Source organism: Burkholderia sp. ABCPW 11, assembly GCF_001523445.1.
Lineage (GTDB): Bacteria > Pseudomonadota > Gammaproteobacteria > Burkholderiales > Burkholderiaceae > Burkholderia.
The window spans coordinates 36458-52692 of record NZ_LOVM01000046.1; the positions used below are offsets into that span (position 1 = coordinate 36458).

Annotated in this window: 14 protein-coding genes and 1 pseudogene; 2 read left to right on the top strand and 13 right to left on the bottom strand. The window is 68.1% G+C overall.

All coding sequences use genetic code 11. The features are described from left to right. Positions 1 to 8 precede the first annotated feature (8 nt). A pseudogene (locus WS61_RS33725) lies at positions 9 to 332 on the top strand (helix-turn-helix domain-containing protein); the annotation flags it as partial. A 52-nt stretch (positions 333 to 384) separates the two neighbouring features. Here WS61_RS33725 and WS61_RS18450 read toward each other — a convergent pair. The 6 genes from WS61_RS18450 to WS61_RS18475 all read right to left on the bottom strand — a co-directional run bounded on the left by WS61_RS18450 (position 385) and on the right by WS61_RS18475 (position 5466). Next, positions 385 to 1071: a lytic transglycosylase domain-containing protein gene (locus tag WS61_RS18450; protein WP_059502192.1), complete on the bottom strand. Its 687-nt coding sequence runs from the start codon at positions 1069 to 1071 to the stop codon at positions 385 to 387. Positions 1072 to 1230: 159 nt separating this feature from the next. Continuing rightward, on the bottom strand, positions 1231 to 1626 hold the full coding sequence (arr, locus tag WS61_RS18455) for an NAD(+)--rifampin ADP-ribosyltransferase (RefSeq protein ID WP_059502194.1): 396 nt from the start codon (positions 1624 to 1626) through the stop codon (positions 1231 to 1233). 33 nt (positions 1627 to 1659) lie between these two features. Further along, on the bottom strand, positions 1660 to 2427 hold the full coding sequence (locus WS61_RS18460) for an ABC transporter permease (protein WP_059502196.1): 768 nt from the start codon (positions 2425 to 2427) through the stop codon (positions 1660 to 1662). After that, positions 2424 to 3371, bottom strand: coding sequence for an ABC transporter ATP-binding protein (locus WS61_RS18465; protein WP_059502198.1), 948 nt, complete (start codon positions 3369 to 3371; stop codon positions 2424 to 2426). The genes WS61_RS18460 and WS61_RS18465 overlap by 4 nt, the downstream gene beginning before the upstream one ends. Next, the gene (locus tag WS61_RS18470; RefSeq protein WP_059502200.1) at positions 3368 to 4546 is read right to left on the bottom strand and encodes an ABC transporter permease; all 1179 of its coding nucleotides are present in this window, start codon (positions 4544 to 4546) and stop codon (positions 3368 to 3370) included. Before WS61_RS18470 ends, WS61_RS18465 begins: the two co-directional genes overlap by 4 nt. Then, on the bottom strand, positions 4543 to 5466 hold the full coding sequence (locus WS61_RS18475) for an ABC transporter substrate-binding protein (protein ID WP_059502202.1): 924 nt from the start codon (positions 5464 to 5466) through the stop codon (positions 4543 to 4545). The genes WS61_RS18470 and WS61_RS18475 overlap by 4 nt, the downstream gene beginning before the upstream one ends. 166 nt (positions 5467 to 5632) lie before the next feature. Here WS61_RS18475 and WS61_RS18480 point away from each other — a divergent pair, with 166 nt between their 5' ends. Further along, entirely contained in the window at positions 5633 to 6562 is a 930-nt protein-coding gene (locus tag WS61_RS18480; RefSeq protein WP_059502204.1) for a 2-hydroxyacid dehydrogenase, read from the top strand. A 21-nt stretch (positions 6563 to 6583) separates the two neighbouring features. On the opposite strand, the gene WS61_RS18485 is transcribed toward WS61_RS18480, so the two are convergent. The 7 genes from WS61_RS18485 to WS61_RS18515 all read right to left on the bottom strand — a co-directional run bounded on the left by WS61_RS18485 (position 6584) and on the right by WS61_RS18515 (position 16016). After that, a complete protein-coding gene (locus WS61_RS18485) occupies positions 6584 to 6952 on the bottom strand; it encodes an NUDIX domain-containing protein (RefSeq protein WP_059502206.1) in 369 nt (122 codons plus the stop codon). A 131-nt stretch (positions 6953 to 7083) separates the two neighbouring features. Next, positions 7084 to 9054: a Xaa-Pro dipeptidyl-peptidase gene (locus tag WS61_RS18490; RefSeq protein ID WP_059502208.1), complete on the bottom strand. Its 1971-nt coding sequence runs from the start codon at positions 9052 to 9054 to the stop codon at positions 7084 to 7086. A 671-nt stretch (positions 9055 to 9725) separates the two neighbouring features. After that, positions 9726 to 11132 (bottom strand): methyl-accepting chemotaxis protein, encoded by a 1407-nt coding sequence (locus tag WS61_RS18495; RefSeq protein WP_059502210.1) that lies wholly within the window; start codon positions 11130 to 11132, stop codon positions 9726 to 9728. Positions 11133 to 11370: 238 nt separating this feature from the next. After that, positions 11371 to 12441: a porin gene (locus tag WS61_RS18500; RefSeq protein WP_059502212.1), complete on the bottom strand. Its 1071-nt coding sequence runs from the start codon at positions 12439 to 12441 to the stop codon at positions 11371 to 11373. Between the two features lie 145 nt (positions 12442 to 12586). Beyond that, a complete protein-coding gene (locus WS61_RS18505) occupies positions 12587 to 12901 on the bottom strand; it encodes a high-potential iron-sulfur protein (RefSeq protein WP_059502214.1) in 315 nt (104 codons plus the stop codon). A gap of 96 nt (positions 12902 to 12997) precedes the next feature. After that, a complete protein-coding gene (locus WS61_RS18510) occupies positions 12998 to 14203 on the bottom strand; it encodes a c-type cytochrome (RefSeq protein ID WP_059502215.1) in 1206 nt (401 codons plus the stop codon). A gap of 91 nt (positions 14204 to 14294) precedes the next feature. Next, on the bottom strand, positions 14295 to 16016 hold the full coding sequence (locus WS61_RS18515; RefSeq protein ID WP_059502749.1) for a methanol/ethanol family PQQ-dependent dehydrogenase: 1722 nt from the start codon (positions 16014 to 16016) through the stop codon (positions 14295 to 14297). Between the last annotated feature and the right edge of the window lie 219 nt (positions 16017 to 16235).

The window sequence follows — 16235 nt, forward strand, 5'->3', positions numbered from 1 at the left end:
CCGGAATTATGGCCCGCACCCTACCGCAACCCGTCGCGATACCTGACCCGCTCGCACTGGATCTCGCCGCGCTGGGGGCGCTCGCGCGCACCCGGCGCGCGCAGAACCAGATGCGGATCGACGATGCAGCCGACATGCTCGGCGTTTCCAAGGACGTGCTGTCACGCCTCGAAAACGGACGCGCGGTGAGTCTCGACAAGCTGTTCAAGGTACTCGACGGCTTTGGCCTGAATTTGCTCGTCGTACCGAAACGCGATGTTCAGGTGGCGCGCAACGCAGTGCGCGATCACGCGACGGCGCGCGCCGCTACCCCGGAGTCTCATGAGGGCGCGCGACTGCGCCCGAGATCAACGTTGAATTTTGCCGGTATCGGCCTGCCTGCACTTACTTCGCGTTGCGGTTCGCACCAGGCGCCGGGCCGGCCGGATCGCCGACCGGCACCATGTGCGCCTTCCCGTCGTTCGCGGTACTCGCGCTTTTCGCGTCGTCCTCGGGTTCGAGCACGAACCGGAATGCATCGACCCGCTGCATCACCTTCGCCGCATATGCACTGGATCCGCCGCTGTAGCTCTTCAGCCCGGCCTGCACGTTGCCGCCGGCGGCTTTCACGTAGCCCGACAGAATGCGCGAGCCGGCATCGACGTTCGCATTCGGCTCGGTCAGGTCCTTCACGTCGCGCAGCATGCCGCGGTGCGCGGACGGCACGACCTGCATCAACCCGGTCGCGCCATGCTGGCCGCGCGCCTTTTCCTGGAAGCGCGATTCGATCGAAATGATCGCGTAAACGAGTGCCGGCGGCAGTGAATATTTCGTCGCAGTGACGCTCACGATATCGGCGAGCTTCGCGGCCTTTTCTCTTGCGACGCCGAATTTCTTCGTCAGGTAGGACGTGATGCGGCGGTTTGCTTCGTTAGGCTGATCGTTGGCGTTCGCGAGCGGCGCGGACGCGACAGTCGGCGCCGATGCCGGTACGTCGGGCGCGGAGGCGGACAATGCGGGCGCCTGCTGCGCAGCGGCCTGTTGCGCAATGCCGAGCGAAAGCAAGATCAGCCAGAAGAACCGTCGTCGCATGGTCGAGTGCGGGGAAATGGGAGGCGCATAGTATATCGACCAATCGCGGAAGACGGTCGAGCGCTCGCTCGAATGAAAGCGACGTGTAGGTTTGTGACGTCCACAACGATCGACGCGCCGATCGTTGCGCGGACACGCATCGGGAGTCCGGACGAAACGCTAGTTGATGATCTCGCCGATGCCGGTTTCGATGCGGCTTCTGAGTTGCTGGATGAACTCGGGATCGTAGGGTTCCCAGCTATCGAGTTCGCCGACGATTTTCAACGGCAGTGTGCTTCGATACGATCGCGTCGGATTGCCCGGGAATTTCTTGTCCGTGACGTTCGGGTCGTTTTCGAATTCGCCGGTGGGCTCGACGATGTAGACGCGCGGTCGGCCCTCGCCTTTGGCCATTTCGGCAGCCAGGCCCGCGCCTTTGGGCAGCGCCGTGAAATAAACATGATTCATGACGACGTCGTCCCGATAATTCGATCTGAAGCCCGCCGTCAGCAAATCGCCGATCCGCAAATTCGCTTTCGTGCCATGAAAAAACGGGCCGGCGTCCAGGACTGGCATGGTGGCTCCTTCGAAAAAATTGCGTGACCGATGCTAAGCGTGCCGCGCGCTCGCCACCCGCGCAATCGCGCCGATCGCGTCGCTGACGAGTACCGCGAGCAAGCCGACGATCACGCCGCCTTGCAGCACGAACGCGGTGTTCGACGTCTGCAGGCCCGCGATGATCACGTCGCCGAGCCCGCGCGCGGCGACCGTCGAGCCGATCGTCGCGGTGCCGAGATTGATCACGACCGCAAGGCGGACGCCGTTGACGATCACCGGGAACGCGAGCGGCAGCTCGACGGACACCAGTTGCTGCCAGCCGCTCATGCCCATCCCCCGCGCGGCGTCGACGACGTCGCGCGGCACGTCCTCGAGCCCGGCGATCGTGCTTTCGAAAATCGGCAGGAGCCCGTACAGCACGAGCGCGATCAGCACGGGTTTCAATCCGAAGCCGACTGCCGGCACGGCAAGCGCGAGCACGGCGACCGGCGGGAAGGTCTGGCCGATATCGACGACGCTGCGCGCGACCGGCAGGAAATCCGCGCCGAACCGCCGCGTGACCGCGATGCCGGCCGCGACCGCGACGATCGTGCCGATCAGGCTCGACAGCGCGACCGTGCCGAGATGCGCGAGCGTGAGATCGAGCAGGCTCGCGCGATCGTAGATCACCGGCGCGCCGTTGTCCGCGAACGGCGCGAACAGCCCGTGCAGCCACGCGGGGCGCAACAGCAGCACGAGCAGCAGCGCGAGCGCGGCCGCGCGGGCGACGTACGCGGGAAGCGAAGACCGCCTGGGCTGCACGCTGCCGCGCGTCGTCATGCGGGCTGCCTCGCGTGCGAGCGGATCGCGTCGAGCGTGATGCGGCGGGGGCCGTGTGCGGTGCCGTTGCCCGTATCGTCGACGGGCAGCGCGTCGACACCGCGCCACAATAATTCGGACACCGCATCGCGCAGCGTGCGCGTCGCCGCGATCGGCTCGCCGTCGGCGCGGCCGGCTTCGGCCACTGCATCGATCGGCGTCAGCGCGAGCAGGCGCAGCGGCCGGTCGACGCCCGCGACGAGCTGCTCGACGACACCCGCTGCCGGCTTGCCGAGAATTTCGGCAGGCGGCGCGACCTGCAGCAGCCGGCCGCCGTCCATCACCGCGATCGTGTCGCCGAGCTTCAGCGCTTCCTCGATATCGTGCGTGACGATCACGACCGTGATGCCGAGGCGGCGCTGCAGCGCGAACAAGTCGTCCTGCGCCTTGTTGCGGATGATCGGATCGAGTGCGCCGAACGGTTCGTCCATCAGCAGCATCGCGGGCTCGGCCGCGAGCGCGCGCGCAACGCCGACGCGCTGCTGCTGGCCGCCCGACAGTTCGTGCGGCAGCTTGCCCGCGAATTCGGCCGGCGCAAGATGGAACAGGTCGAGCAGTTCGTTTACGCGCGCGTCGATACGGGCGGCCGGCCAGCCGAGCAGGCGCGGCACGGTCGCGATGTTGCGCGCGACGCTCCAGTGCGGAAACAGCCCGTGCCCCTGGATCGCATAGCCGATGCCGCGGCGCAGTTGCTCGGGCGCGACGGTCGCCGTATCGACGCCGTCGATGCGGATCGTGCCGCTGGTCGGCGCGATCAGCCGGTTGATCATGCGCAAGAGCGTCGACTTGCCGCTGCCCGATGCGCCCACGAGCGCGGTGATCGTGCCGCGCTGTATCGTCAGCGATACGTCGTCGACGGCGACCACGTCGCCGAAGCGTTTGCCGATCCGTTCGATCTCGATCATCCTGCATGCCCCTTCGCGAGCGACGTCGCGGCTTCGAACACGACGGCGGCCGCCAGTGCGAGCGCGATCGTCGGGATCGCGCCGAGCAGCACGAGATCGGCGGCCGATTGCCCGATCCCCTGGAAGATGAACGTGCCGAATCCGCCGCCGCCGATCAGCGCGGCCACCGCGGTCAGGCCGATGTTCTGCACGAGCACGATGCGCACGCCGCTCAGGATCACCGGCAGCGCGAGCACGAGATCGACGCGCAGCAGCCGCTGCGCGCGTGTCATGCCCATCGCGCGCGCCGCTTCGGTCACGTGCGGCGGCACCTGTCCGAGCCCGACCACGACGCTCGATGCGATCGGCAGCAGCGAGTAGAGGAACAGCGCGAGCGCGGCCGGCGCGACGCCGATGCCGCGGATGCCGAGTGCGGCCGCGAGCGGCACGTGCGCGGCGAGCAGGCCGAGCGGCGCCATCATCAGCCCGTACATCGCGATGCTGGGGATCGTCTGCACGATATTGAGCACGGGCATCGCGACGGTGCGCACCGCCGCGATGCGCGCGCATGCGATGCCGAGCGGCACACCCGCGACGAGCGCGGCGGCGACCGAGCCGCCCGCGAGCGACACGTGACGGATCGCTTCGCGCCAGAAATCGTCGCTGCGCACCGCGTATTCGCGCATCACGGAGAGGCCGTCCCACCAGCCGCTCGCGAGTGGCACGGAAACCGCCGCTATCGCGACGGCGAGCGCGGCGAGGCGCCGCCACGGGCCGAACGCGAGGCGTGCGAGCGCGTCGGCGATGAGCACCGCCCACGCGAACAGCAGCAGCCAGACGCCGGCGTCGGGCGACACGCGGGCCAGCATGTCGTCGGGTGCGACGACGTGCGTCGCGGCCGCGCCGACGGCATACGCGAGCGTCGCGAGCCCCGTGCAGCCGGCCGCGAGCCGCCACGCGGGACGGCTCGCGGTCATCGCCCACAGCGCGCCGGCGGTCCATAGCGCGGCGAGCGCGGCGCCCTGCATCGCGGGCAGCGCGGCGAACACCGATAGCCCGGTGCCGGCCGCGATCCGGTTCGGCCGCAGCACCGCGAACGACAGGCCGAACACGGCGACGATCGTCAGTACGCCGATCAGGATGCCGACCTTGTCGAGCGTGACGCGCCGCGCGGACGCCGCCGCGCCCTCCGTCATTTCACGAAACCCTTCGATTTCAGATAGCTTTTCGCGACGCCGGCAGCCGGCTCGCCGTTGAGCTGGATGCGCGCGTTCAGCGATTGCAGCGTCTTCAGGTCCAGGCTCGCGAACACGGGCTTCAAATACTCGGCGATTTGCGGATGCGCTTTCAGCGCGGCTTCGCGGATCACCGGCGCCGGCGCATAGACGGGCTGCACGTGCTTGTCGTCGTCGAGCACCGCGAGGCCGCTCGATGCGATACCGCCGTCGGTGCCGTAGACCATCGCGGCGTTCACGCCGTCGGTCTGGTTCGCGGCGGCCTTGATCGTCGCGGCCGTGTCGCCGCCGGACAGCACGACGAGCTGCTCGGGCTTCAGCTTGAAGCCGTACGCTTTCTCGAACGACGGTAGCGCGGACGCGCTGTTCACGAATTCGGCCGACGCCGCGAGCTTCACCTTGCCGCCGCCGGCCACCCACTTGCCGAAGTCGGAGAAGGTCTTCAGGTGCTGCGACTGCGCGACGGGCGCGAGCAGCGCGACGCCCCACGTGTTGTTCGCGGGCGCCGGCGCGAGCCACACGAGATGGTTCGCCGCGTAGTCGAGCTTCTTCGCGGTGTCGTAGCCCTGGCTCGCGTTCTTCCACAACGGGTCGTCGGCCTTGTTGAAGAAGAACGCGGCGTTGCCCGTGTATTCGGGGTAGATGTCGATCTCGCCGCTCGTGAGCGCCTTGCGCACGATCGGCGTCGTGCCGAGCGCGATCTTTTCGGTGACGGGAATGCCGTGGGCCTTCAGCACCTGTGAAATGAGGTTGCCGAGCAGGTTGCCTTCGGTGTCGATCTTCGACGACACCACGACGGGCGTGTCGGCGTGCGCGCCGGGCGCCGCGATGGCGGCGGCGAATGCGAGGCCCAGAATCCGGGCGGGCAGGGCGAGCTTCATCGGGGCCAATCTCCAGGACGGGGGCGTACGCCGAAAGTTACTTGACTGAGCCGGCTTTGGCAAACCGCGTGCGGCGGCGTGCCCACAGCCGGTGTGGGGATAACCCGCACCCGTCATACGGGCTTGTTACACTGAAATTCGTTCCCGCCTGCGGACATTTGCTGACATGAATCCCGAGCTGCTGGTCCTCATCGCGCTGCGCGCCGACGCGCATCGCGAGATCGCCGCGTCGTTCGACGTGCACTACGCCCCGACGTCCGACGAGCGCGAACGCGCGATCGCCGCACACGGCAGCACGATTCGCGCGGTGCTGACCAACGGCAGCACGGGGTTGACCGCCGCCGAAATCGACCGGCTGCCGCGGCTCACGTTCGTCAGCGCGCTCGGCGCGGGCTACGAGCACATCGACGTCGCGCACGCGAAGGCGCGCGGCATTACCGTGGTCACGGGCGCCGGCACCAACGACGACTGCGTCGCCGATCACGCGTTCGCGCTGCTGCTCGCGGCGGTGCGCAACGTCGTGCAACTCGATGCGAAAACCCGCGCGGGCGTGTGGCGCGACGGGCTGTCGATGCCGCCGAACGTGTCGGGCAAGAAGCTCGGCATCGTCGGGCTCGGCAAGATCGGCGAGAAATGCGCGCGCCGCGCGGCCGGCTTCGACATCGAGATCGGCTATCACAACCGGTCGGAGAAGCCGGGGCCGTACCGTTATTTCGACCGGATCGACGCACTCGCGCAGTGGGCCGATTTCCTGATCGTCGCGACGCCGGGCGGCGCGGGCACGCGGCACCTGATCGATCGCACCGTGCTCGACGCGCTCGGCCCCGGCGGCTTTCTCGTCAACGTGTCGCGCGGCAGCGTTGTCGATACCGCTGCTTTGGCGGATGCGCTGCGCGAACGACGCATCGCGGGGGCGGGGCTCGACGTGTACGAAGGCGAACCGGAGCCGCCGCGTGCGCTGACGGATCTCGACAGCGTCGTGCTGACGCCGCACATGGGCGGCTGGTCGCCCGAGGCGCTCGATCGTTCGGTGCGGCAGTTTCTCGACAACGCGGCGCGGCATTTCGCCGGGCAACCGGTGTTGACGCCGGTGTAAGCGCCGGGCGGCGGCGTCGAGTCAGTCCGCCTGTTTGCAGAATGCCCAGTAGAAATCCGGCAGGTTCGCCGGCTTGTCGGCATCGATATCGATCCAGCCGAACCGTTCGTGCTCGGCGCTCAGCACGATTTCACGGCGCTCGACCTGGCACGCGAAGCACACGATCAGTACGCGCCTGCCCGGCACAACCTCGCACGAACGGCTGCCCACGTAACGGATTGCCGATGCGGCGATTCCGCATTCTTCCTGCACTTCGCGCGCGACGGCGGCTTCGAGCGATTCGCCGGCCTCGGGCCAGCCGCCCGGCAGCTCCCACTCTCCGCGAGGGTTGCGCAGGAACAGGACCGAACGTCCGTCTCGGACGATGGCTTTGGCGCTGATGGGAATCATGTGGGCTCACCGCAGGCATTCGATTTCCGCAGCCTATCGCAGGTGTTTGCTTCGTGCAGCGAATCCCCGCCCGCATCGACGCGCATGCAGGCGGGGGAGGCGGTGCCGTTACGCCGGCAGCCGGCGCACGGCTACGCGCCCGCCGACGGCGACGCGAGCGGCACCGTCACCGACGTGCCGGCCGGATCGAGCGTCAGGCCCGTGCCGGGCGTCGGCCGCAGCGTCGCCTCGTAATCGCTGGAGAGGACGACGAGCCCCAGCCGGTGGCCGGCTTCCAGCTTGTAGTCGCGCGGCATGAACGTCAGCTTCAGGTCGTACGGCATGCCGGGCAGCACGGGTTGCGACACCCACTCGGACAACCGGTTGCGCGGGTCGGTCCACGCACGCGTGACGATCGTCGCCGTGCCGTCCGGCGCGCGGTCGACCAACAGCGCCGTCACGTTCGCGACACCCGTGAAGGTCAGCCTGACGCGCGCGGTCGCGGCGCCGGAGAGGCGCGTCGCGGCCGTCAGCGGGGCCGTCTCGAAGCGGCTGCGGTTTTCGCCCGTCGGCGTGTTCGCCAGCGTGAGCGCGGGAATGCGCGCATCGTCGGTGAAGCGTGCGAGCGGGCCGCCGCTCGGCAGCCGCAGCAGCGTGCCGGTGCCGGCGCCGTCGCCGCCCGCGAAGTACGTGACCGGCGTGGCGTGCCGTGCGGCCCAGTCGGCTTCCTTCAGCAGCGTGCCGTCCGCTTGCGCGATCACCGCGCGCGGATCGCGCTCGACGCCGTTGTCATAGCCGATCAGGTAGCGCGTGAACCACCGGTTCACCTCCGCGGTCCATGCGTCGGCCATCGCCGGCACACGGGTCGGATCGGTGTGTTTCAGGCGATGCAGCCACAGCTGGGTCGGCACGCCCTGGCGTCGCATCGCCAGATACCACGACGTCGACTGGTCGACGCGCACGTTGTCGTCGGTGAGCCCCTGCGCGACGAGCGCCGGTGCGACCGCGAACGCGGTCGGAATGTCGCGCGCGGCCCAGAACGGCGAATAGTCGCCGGTCTTGCGGTCTTCCTGCTGCAGCGCTTCGTCGATCAGGTGCGTGCAGCGCTCCGGATGCGCGTTCGTCAGCAGCGCCTTGATGTACACGTCGACATCCTCGCCCTGGTAGCCTTCCGGCGCGCGCACGAGCCCGCCCGAGCGGTAGTAGCCGTACATGTTCGACAGCCCGGCCACCGGGACGATCGCGTCGAGCCCGCGCGTGCGCAGGCTCGCGACCATCTTCGGCAGCGTGCCGTCGTACGACACGCCGTACATGCCGACGTGGCCCGTCGACCAGTTCGCGACGACCGTCTTGCCGTTCGCGTCCTTCGCGGTCGCGTCGCGGCCGAGCCAGCGGATCACCGACGCCATCGCGACCGATTCGTCGCGCGTCAGGATCGTCGGGCAGCCGTCCGAGCCGGCGGTGCCGAGCGAATCCGCATAGACGATCGTGAAGCCGCGCGGCACGAAGTAGCTTTCGATCCACGAGCGGCCGGCGGCGGCCGCCTCGACCTGCTGCAGCATCCGCGATTGCGGCGCGGCGGCCAGGATGCGGGTGGACGCCGATGCCGCGGCGCCGGCCGCCGCGGCCGGATGCGGCGTGCCGTCGAGTTCGACGTCGACGTCGTGGTCGGGGCTGTCGGCGAGCCCTGCGTAATACGGGCTCGCGAGCACGATGACGGGCGTGCGCGCGCCGTTCGCGGTCTCGGACGGCCGCACGATGCGCACGTGGATGCGGTCGCGCGTGCCGTCGCCGTCGGAGTCGACCGGCGTGTCGACCCACGCGTTCTCCTCGATCGTGCCGCCCGACAGCGACGGCTGCACCTGGCCGTTGCTGATCACCGGCTTGTAGCGCCCGTTGCTCGCGGGATTCGCGTAAGGAACGCCGGACGGCGAAAAGTGCGACGCGAACGATTGCGTATCGGATGTATCGGCCGCGGCGGCGGCCCCCTCCCGTTGGCCCTGCGCGAGCGCTGACACGCCCGCCACGCCGCCGCCGTCGTCGCCGCCGCACGCGGCAAGCGTTGCGGCCGCCACGAGCGCGGGCAGCCATGCGCGCCGCACTCCGGTTCGATGAATGTTCATTGAATCGACCTCGTCTCTTGTGTTTGTCTGGAACCGGCCGGCTCGCGATACGCCCCCTGCGGCCTGGCCGGGTGCTGCGTCGGATGAAGCGGAACTGCACCATCGAACAACGACGGGCGAGACGTACGGGACGCTCGCCCGGTGCCGGCGCGCGTCAGGCGACGCGCAGCCGGCCGGCGTCGAGGCGAGCGCGTCGCCCCGAACGGAGATCGTCAGTGCGGCGGTTCGCCGCGAACGCCGTAAATACAGGAGTGCGAATCGAATATGGGCATGCCCGAGCTTCCTTCAGGTTTCGGATGAAACGGAACGGCACGACGCGATGAGGCGGGAATGTTGCGAACGGCGGTGCTGCAACGACAGGAAAGCGCGACGCGAGCCGGCACGCTGGCCGGATTGCTTTCCGGAAGCTTGCGCAAAAGTTATCTCAGTGAAATGCGCGTGTCAAACTTTTTTAGTTCGAGTCAAACAAAGTTTCGTTGCGCGGCGGCGGGCGGGCCGACTTTCCCGAAGTCCGTCCGTAAACAGGGAAAGGCGGGCTGAAAAAGAGAGAGTGCAATGGCGATTCCGGTCACGGAGGCGGCCGGTCTTTCGCCCGCGCACATGGCGCGGGCGGCGCTCGACGGGCGCCGGCTGGGGTAGGGCTGGCGCAGTAGGCGCGGCCCCGCGCCGATTCAGACGCTGTAGCCGATCCGCAGGACACCCCATGGCCGGCCGCCGACGACGATCGGCGCGGACACGTCCTTCATCAGCACGAACTGGCCGTTGCCCATGTCGCGGCGATAGGTCTGCAACAGGAACGGCTTGTTATGCGAGACGGACATGCGCGCCGTCCGGTCCGTGTAGATCCGGCGGTTCCGGCAATTCGCCGCGTTCCAGGCGGCGTCTGCGCGCTGAGGCAGCGAGAACTTCCGGTTGTGGGTCGGCAGGTAGCACTGGCGGTCGAAGCTCGCGCAATAGACGATGCGTTCGTCCACGTCGAGCACCGGCTCCTGGATGGCGGGCAGCACGCGATCGGTGAACGCGGTGAAGCGTGTCATGAACTGCTGCGGGTCGGTGCCCGGAATCGGTTCGTAGTGCGCATCGAAGAGCGCGTCGAGCGCGATATCGCCGCGGCCGACCGCCTCCTCGAAGAGTTTGCCGATCGCGGCGGCCGTGTGCCGCGCGGTGTCGATCAGCCGCGTGTCGGGCGATTCGATGCCGGTCGCGGCCGTGAGCTCGATCAGCGTCTCGGAGACGGAGAGCAGATTGCCGAGCCGGTCCTTGGCCTGCGAGAAGTTGTCGGCCGAGTTCTCGACGCCGGACGCCATCTCGCCCACCTGCTCGTCGAGACGGTGGCACTGCGTCTCGATCTCGTCCGTCAGCGACGCGATCTGTTCGGCTTCTCCTGCAAGCTCGGTGATCGCGTGGCCGGTCGCATGCACGACCTCGCCGATCGTGCGCGTGCCCTCGCGCACGCGATGCGCGCGGGCGGCGTTGTCGGTGCCTTCCGCGATCAGGTGTTCGGTCTGCTCGGCGAGCCGCGCGAGGGTCGTCTCGATCTGGGCCGTCGCCTGCCCGGTCTTCGCGGACAGGTTCTTGACCTCGGCCGCGACGACCGCGAAGCTGCGTCCCGACTCGCCGGCGCGTGCGGCCTCGATCGCGGCGTTCAGCGCGAGCAGGTGGGTCTGGCGCGCGATGACGGAGATTTCCTCGGACACGGCCCGCACGTGATCGAGCGCGTCGCGCAGCGCGCCCATCTGATCGCCGATCGTGGTGACGCCCTCGAGGAGGCCGTGAATGTCGGCGAGCGATGCCTCGATCGTCTGCTGCGACTGCCGGACCGCATTCGACGCATTGGCGCTGACGTCGCGCACCTGCTGGGCGGCCTCGGCGATCCGGTGGTTGCCGCGCAGCGTGAGCGCGGCCGATTCGCGCAGCGTATGGCACACCTGCGCCTGCCGGGCGACGCGGGCCGCGACTTCCTCGACGTGGCCCGACACGTCGCAGATCTCGATGCCGAGCCTGCCGGCCTGTTCGGCGATGTCGCCGACGAGCGCGCGCGACGAACGGCGGCCGCGGCCGATTCCGAAGAAGTTCACGTTGGTGGGCCTCCTTGAGGGCATGCGCGCCGGTTTCCCGGCGGATGTGGGGCGTGCGTTCCTGACTTGACGGCCCCACGGCCGCGGACTTGAGGTCGGGTAAACATCGAGATCGGCATGCTGGATGGTCGGACCGATGCCGGCCGGGATGCGTTTGCGCCACGTTTCCGTGGCGGCGCCCCCGCGGTGCGGAGCCGGACGGGCGGCGCGCGGCGGCCGCCCGTGCGCAGGCGCTGCGTCAGAACACGTGATGGATGCCTGCGTTGACGCCGACCGTCGTGCCCGGCAACCCGTACAACGCGCCGCCCGTGATGCCGAGGCCCGTATTCATCGCACCGTGGTTGTTGACCACGCCAACCTGCGCATACAGGCCCGTTCGTTTCGACAGGCTGTAGTCGGCGCCGATCGCGGCAAGCAGCGAATGATTGTGCGAATCGTTGCGGTCGGTCGTGTACCACGCACCGGTGTTCAGGTCGAGGGCGGGCGTGATGCGATAGTCGAGGCCGGCGCTGTACACGTTGTTGCTGAACGAGCCGGCGACCTTGTAGCTCGTGAACGACGCCTTGCCGGTCACCGGCCCGAACGTATAGGCGGTGCCAATCGTGCGGCCGACGAACGCGACCGTGCTCGGCACCGGCGTCGGCGACGTGCCGCCGTTGCCATCGTAGAGCGCCGCGTTGAGCATGAAGCCGCCGTTCGTATAGGTGAGGCTGCCGGAATACTGGCGTCCCGCCTGGAAGTCGCCGGCCTTGCCGCCGAAACCGAACATCGCGCTGGCCGTCAGCCCGGCGATCGTGGGGCTCGTGTACGAAATCGCGTTCGGGTTGAACAGGCCCGTGACGAGCACGTTGTCGACATACGGCACCAGCGCGGCGCCGAAGTGCGAGACGTTGCGCGGATCCGATCCGAGTATCGCGAGCACGAACGGCGAGAACTGCAGGCCGACCTTCGTTTCGCCGAAGCCGCCGTCGATTCCGACCCACGCCTGGCGGCCGAAGAAGTTGCCGTTCGAATGGCCGAACGCGCCGTCCGTGACGTTGAAGCCGCTTTCCAGCTTGAATCTCGCGTGCAGCCCGCCGCCGAGATCCTCGGTGCCCGCGATGCCGAAATTGGTCGGCGTCATGCCCGTGTCGGTCAGCGCGAACTGGCGGCCGGCGTTGCCGCCGGTTGCCGAATCGAGCGATCGGTTCGTATAGAGCAATGCGGCGTCGAGATCGCCGTACAGCGTGACGCTGCTCTGCGCGAAACCGTTCGGGCTTGCCGCCGCGCCGAGCAGCGCCGCGCAAATCGTCCATGTCCTGCTCTTCATCGTGTGTCTCCGTTTTTGTGAATGTTCTAATACGTACGACTAATTAAATATTCGATGGCGAAAGCGATGCGAGCCGCCTGCATGCCGTGCCGTCGGGGAACGCACGGCGCCGCGCCGCGGCGCGCCGTCGCGCGCGGGCCCGGCCTCAGGCGAGCTTGGCATAGACGTTGCACCAGCCTTCGGCGGCAACCGTCTTGCCCGCGAACATCGGGCAAGTACCGAAGGATTCGCCCGCGGCGGCCTTGTAGAAGCGGCAGTTCGAACAGGTCTGTCCGGCCTGATACTGCGGGAACTTGCCGGCATCGACGGCCGTGGCCTTTGCGCGGTAGCCGAGCGTCTTCGCTGCGGCGTCGTTCTCGTCGACGGGCGGTGCGGCTGCGAATGCGCCCGTGCCGGCCGCGAGCGCGGCGCACAGGCCGGCGGCCTGTACGAAGAAGGTTCTGCGATGTCGGGAGATCATGATGTATTCCTGAATGAAATGACGAGAAAAGTCCGACCCGCGCGCCGGGCATGCTGCCGGGCACGAAGGTCGACCGAAACGAAAGCGGGCGGGAAGTTATTTGCGCGGGCCGGCGACGAGCGGCGCCTTCGACGCGTTGGCGATATCGGCGGTCAGCTTGGTCTTCGACGCGTCGTAGCCGTTCGAGTACAGCAGGAACGCCATCAGGTCCTCGTATTCCTGGGCAGTCATCTTGCCGGGGCGATCGGCCGGCATGTTGCTCGACATGTACAGGAAGATGCCGCCGACCGTGATGTGCGACTTGCCCTCGGGCGCGAACGATTCCCCGCTCAGCGCGGGTGCGGTATTGCCCTCGAGCTGGTCGCCGTGGCATTTCGCGCATGCATCGGTATAGAGCTTCTTGCCGTGTTGCACCTGCGCCTGGTCGAACGACGGGACGCCACTGCCTTCGCTCGTCGAAACCTTGATGAAGCCGCTTTTTGCCGGCCGCCGAGCGGCCGCGATCGCACCGTCGAGAAACCGCGCGGGCACGGGCGTGGCGGCGGCTTGCGCGATGTCGTCGGGAAGCGTCCAGCCGCGCGTGAGCGACGCGAGACGGCCGTTGCCGCTCATCCGCGACAGCGTGGCGTCGATGCGCCGTTGCAGCGCGTCCTTGCCCGGCCCGAATGCGAACGACAATTGCCAGTCCGAGTACGGCGACGATGTCGCCGCCACCTTGAACCGTTGTCGCGGGTGCGCACGCTCGTAGGCGACGACGCTCGGATACCAGACGATCGCGCGCTGCGCGCGACCCGTGGCGAGCGCGCCGATCGTCTTTTCGCTCGTGTTTTCGAGGTCGAAGCGGGCGTTCGCCTGCTGCGCGGCGATCAGTTGCGACGGGCTGCCGTACGTGGCCGCGATCGTTTCCTTCGCGCCGGTCGGCGCTTGCGCGTCGCGCAGCGACACGCTGACGTAGCCGGAGCGCAGATAGCCTTGCGAGAACGTCATTTTCGATTCCGACGCATCGGCGATCGCCGAACGCGGGAAGCCCGCGATCACGTCGCAGTCGCGTTCGAGCGATTTCGTCAGCTCGCTGGCGGAGATGCCGTCGTCGTCGCCGTTGTCGTCGACGCCGCGTGTGTTGAAGGTCGCAGCGATGCCCGCGGTGCGGAACACCTCGCGCGCAACGGAGCGGTCGAGCGCCGTGGTGGGGCTGCCGGGCAACGTGCAGACGCGCACGCCGGCCGACGCGGCTGCCGGTGTCAGCGCCACGCCCACGGCGAGCAGACTGGCGACGGTAACGGAAGTGAGGCGAGTATTCATGGTCGTGGGTCCGGTTGAAGCGGGTGGGGCGTCGCGCCCGCATCGGGCGCATGCGGGCGCGATTCGGGCGCGATTCGGGCGTGGCGCCGGTTCAGTTGAGCGCGAACACGTAGAGCGTGCCGCCGCGCGGAACGTCCTTCGCGATGTCGGCCATCGGGCCGCCCCAGATCGGGTTTGCGCCGCCGTAGCCGGCGAGCACGGCGACATACTCCTTGCCGTCGACCTCGTACACCGACGGCTGCGAAATGATGCCGCTCGCCAGTTGCGGGCTTTCCCACAGCACCTTGCCGGTCGCCGTATCGAACGCGTACAGGTGGCCGTCGAGCGAGCCGCTGAACGCGAGGCCGCTCGCCGTGGTCGCGACGCCGCCGTTCCATGGCTTCTTCGTCCAGTGACTCCACAGCTTCTTGCCGGTGTTCACGTCGATGGCCGTCAGTTCGCCGTAGCCTTCGCTGCCCGGCTCGGGCTTGATCTCGAAGCCTTCGCCGAGATACGGCAGGCCTTCCATGTAGCTGACCGATTTGCCGGTCAGGCTCATGCACGCATGCAGCGCGGGTACGACCGCGATGTTGCGTTCCTGGTCGTACGAGATCGACCACCAGTTCTTGCCGCCGAGGAAGCTCGGGCACGTTTCGATCGTCGTGCCGGCCTTCGGGAACTTCGATGCGTCCTGGATCGGCTTGCCGTCGGCCGTGTAGCCGGTGACCGACAACGCCTTCACGAACGGCGTCGCGTAGATCAGCTTGCCGGTCGTGCGGTCGATCGCGTGGAAGAAGCCGTTGCGGTCGGCGTGGATGATCGCGTCGTAGTCCTTGCCCTTGTACTTGATGTCCGCGAGGACGGCCGCGTTCACGCCGTCGTAGTCCCACGTGTCGTTGTTCGTGTACTGGTAATGCCACTTCAGGTTGCCGCTCTTCGCATCGAGCGCGAGCAGCGAGTCGGAATACAGGTTGTCGCCGGGGCGCAGCGCCGCGAGCCATGGGCCGGGGTTGCCGACGCCCCAGTACAGCGTGCGCGACGCGGCGTCGTACGTGCCGGTGAGCCACGCTGCGCCGCCGCCATGGCTTTGCATGCCGTCGGGCCAGGTTTCCGCGCCCTTTTCGCCGGCGGCGGGGATCGTGTAGCGTTTCCAGATCTGCGAGCCGTCCTCCGGATTCAGCGCGGCGATGTAGCCGCGAATGCCGTATTCGCCGCCGGACGTGCCGACGACGATCGCGCCGTCGATCGCGAGCGGTGCGAGCGAGAACGCGTAGCCGAGGCCCGGCTCGAACATCTGCTTCTTCCACACGAGATTGCCGCTCTGCGCGTCGAGCGCCGCGATTTCGCCGTTCAGCATCGCGATGTAGACGTTCTTGCCGTACAGCGCGACGCCACGGTTGACGACGTCGCAGCACGCGGTCTTGAACGATGCGGCGCCGAGCTTCGGCTCGTATTTCCACAACTGCTTGCCGGTCTTCGCATCGAACGCGTAGACGTTGTCCTTCGGCGTCGTCACGAACAGGTAGTTGCCGTTGACGATCGGCGTGGCCTCGAAGCCTTGCTTCAGGTCGGCGGGGAATTTGTACGCCCACACCTGCTTGAGATCCTTCGCGTTCGACGTGTCGATCTGCTTGAGCGGCGAATGCGAGCGGCCGTCGTAGGTGCGGTAGTAAGTCAGCCAGCCCGGGTCGCCGTGTGCATCGGTCAGGCGCTGGTAGGTCACGGCAGGGTAGTCCGCGGCCGCTTCGACGAGGCCGGGGTTCAGCGCGACGGCGGCCGCCACTGCTATTCCGATCGTCGCCAGCCGGCTCGCTGAAGCCGAGAGTTTCTTCATGGTTGTCTCCTGGGTCATTGTGGTCGCACCGCGCCGCGAACGATTCGTCGCGCCGGCACGGTTGGGGTTCCGGGCCGAGTGCACTGCCCGTCACGCAAGTCGCATGCCATCGCGGCCGGAAGCCGGTGTGGCGCGGCGCACCGGCGCATCGCAGGCGATGCGTCGCACGACGCAGCGCGCCATCGGCTCGACGAAGGTGTTGCATTCAGGGACACCGTC

Coding starts and splice junctions, on each gene's coding strand:
- WS61_RS18500 (WP_059502212.1), bottom strand. CDS start 12,441: ATGAAGAGCAGGACATGGACGATTTGCGCGGCGCTGCTCGGCGCGGCG.
- arr (WP_059502194.1), bottom strand. CDS start 1,626: ATGCCAGTCCTGGACGCCGGCCCGTTTTTTCATGGCACGAAAGCGAAT.
- WS61_RS18470 (WP_059502200.1), bottom strand. CDS start 4,546: ATGACGGAGGGCGCGGCGGCGTCCGCGCGGCGCGTCACGCTCGACAAG.
- WS61_RS18515 (WP_059502749.1), bottom strand. CDS start 16,016: ATGAAGAAACTCTCGGCTTCAGCGAGCCGGCTGGCGACGATCGGAATA.
- WS61_RS18450 (WP_059502192.1), bottom strand. CDS start 1,071: ATGCGACGACGGTTCTTCTGGCTGATCTTGCTTTCGCTCGGCATTGCG.
- WS61_RS18505 (WP_059502214.1), bottom strand. CDS start 12,901: ATGATCTCCCGACATCGCAGAACCTTCTTCGTACAGGCCGCCGGCCTG.
- WS61_RS18465 (WP_059502198.1), bottom strand. CDS start 3,371: ATGATCGAGATCGAACGGATCGGCAAACGCTTCGGCGACGTGGTCGCC.
- WS61_RS18475 (WP_059502202.1), bottom strand. CDS start 5,466: ATGAAGCTCGCCCTGCCCGCCCGGATTCTGGGCCTCGCATTCGCCGCC.
- WS61_RS18480 (WP_059502204.1), top strand. CDS start 5,633: ATGAATCCCGAGCTGCTGGTCCTCATCGCGCTGCGCGCCGACGCGCAT.
- WS61_RS18490 (WP_059502208.1), bottom strand. CDS start 9,054: ATGAACATTCATCGAACCGGAGTGCGGCGCGCATGGCTGCCCGCGCTC.
- WS61_RS18460 (WP_059502196.1), bottom strand. CDS start 2,427: ATGACGACGCGCGGCAGCGTGCAGCCCAGGCGGTCTTCGCTTCCCGCG.
- WS61_RS18485 (WP_059502206.1), bottom strand. CDS start 6,952: ATGATTCCCATCAGCGCCAAAGCCATCGTCCGAGACGGACGTTCGGTC.
- WS61_RS18510 (WP_059502215.1), bottom strand. CDS start 14,203: ATGAATACTCGCCTCACTTCCGTTACCGTCGCCAGTCTGCTCGCCGTG.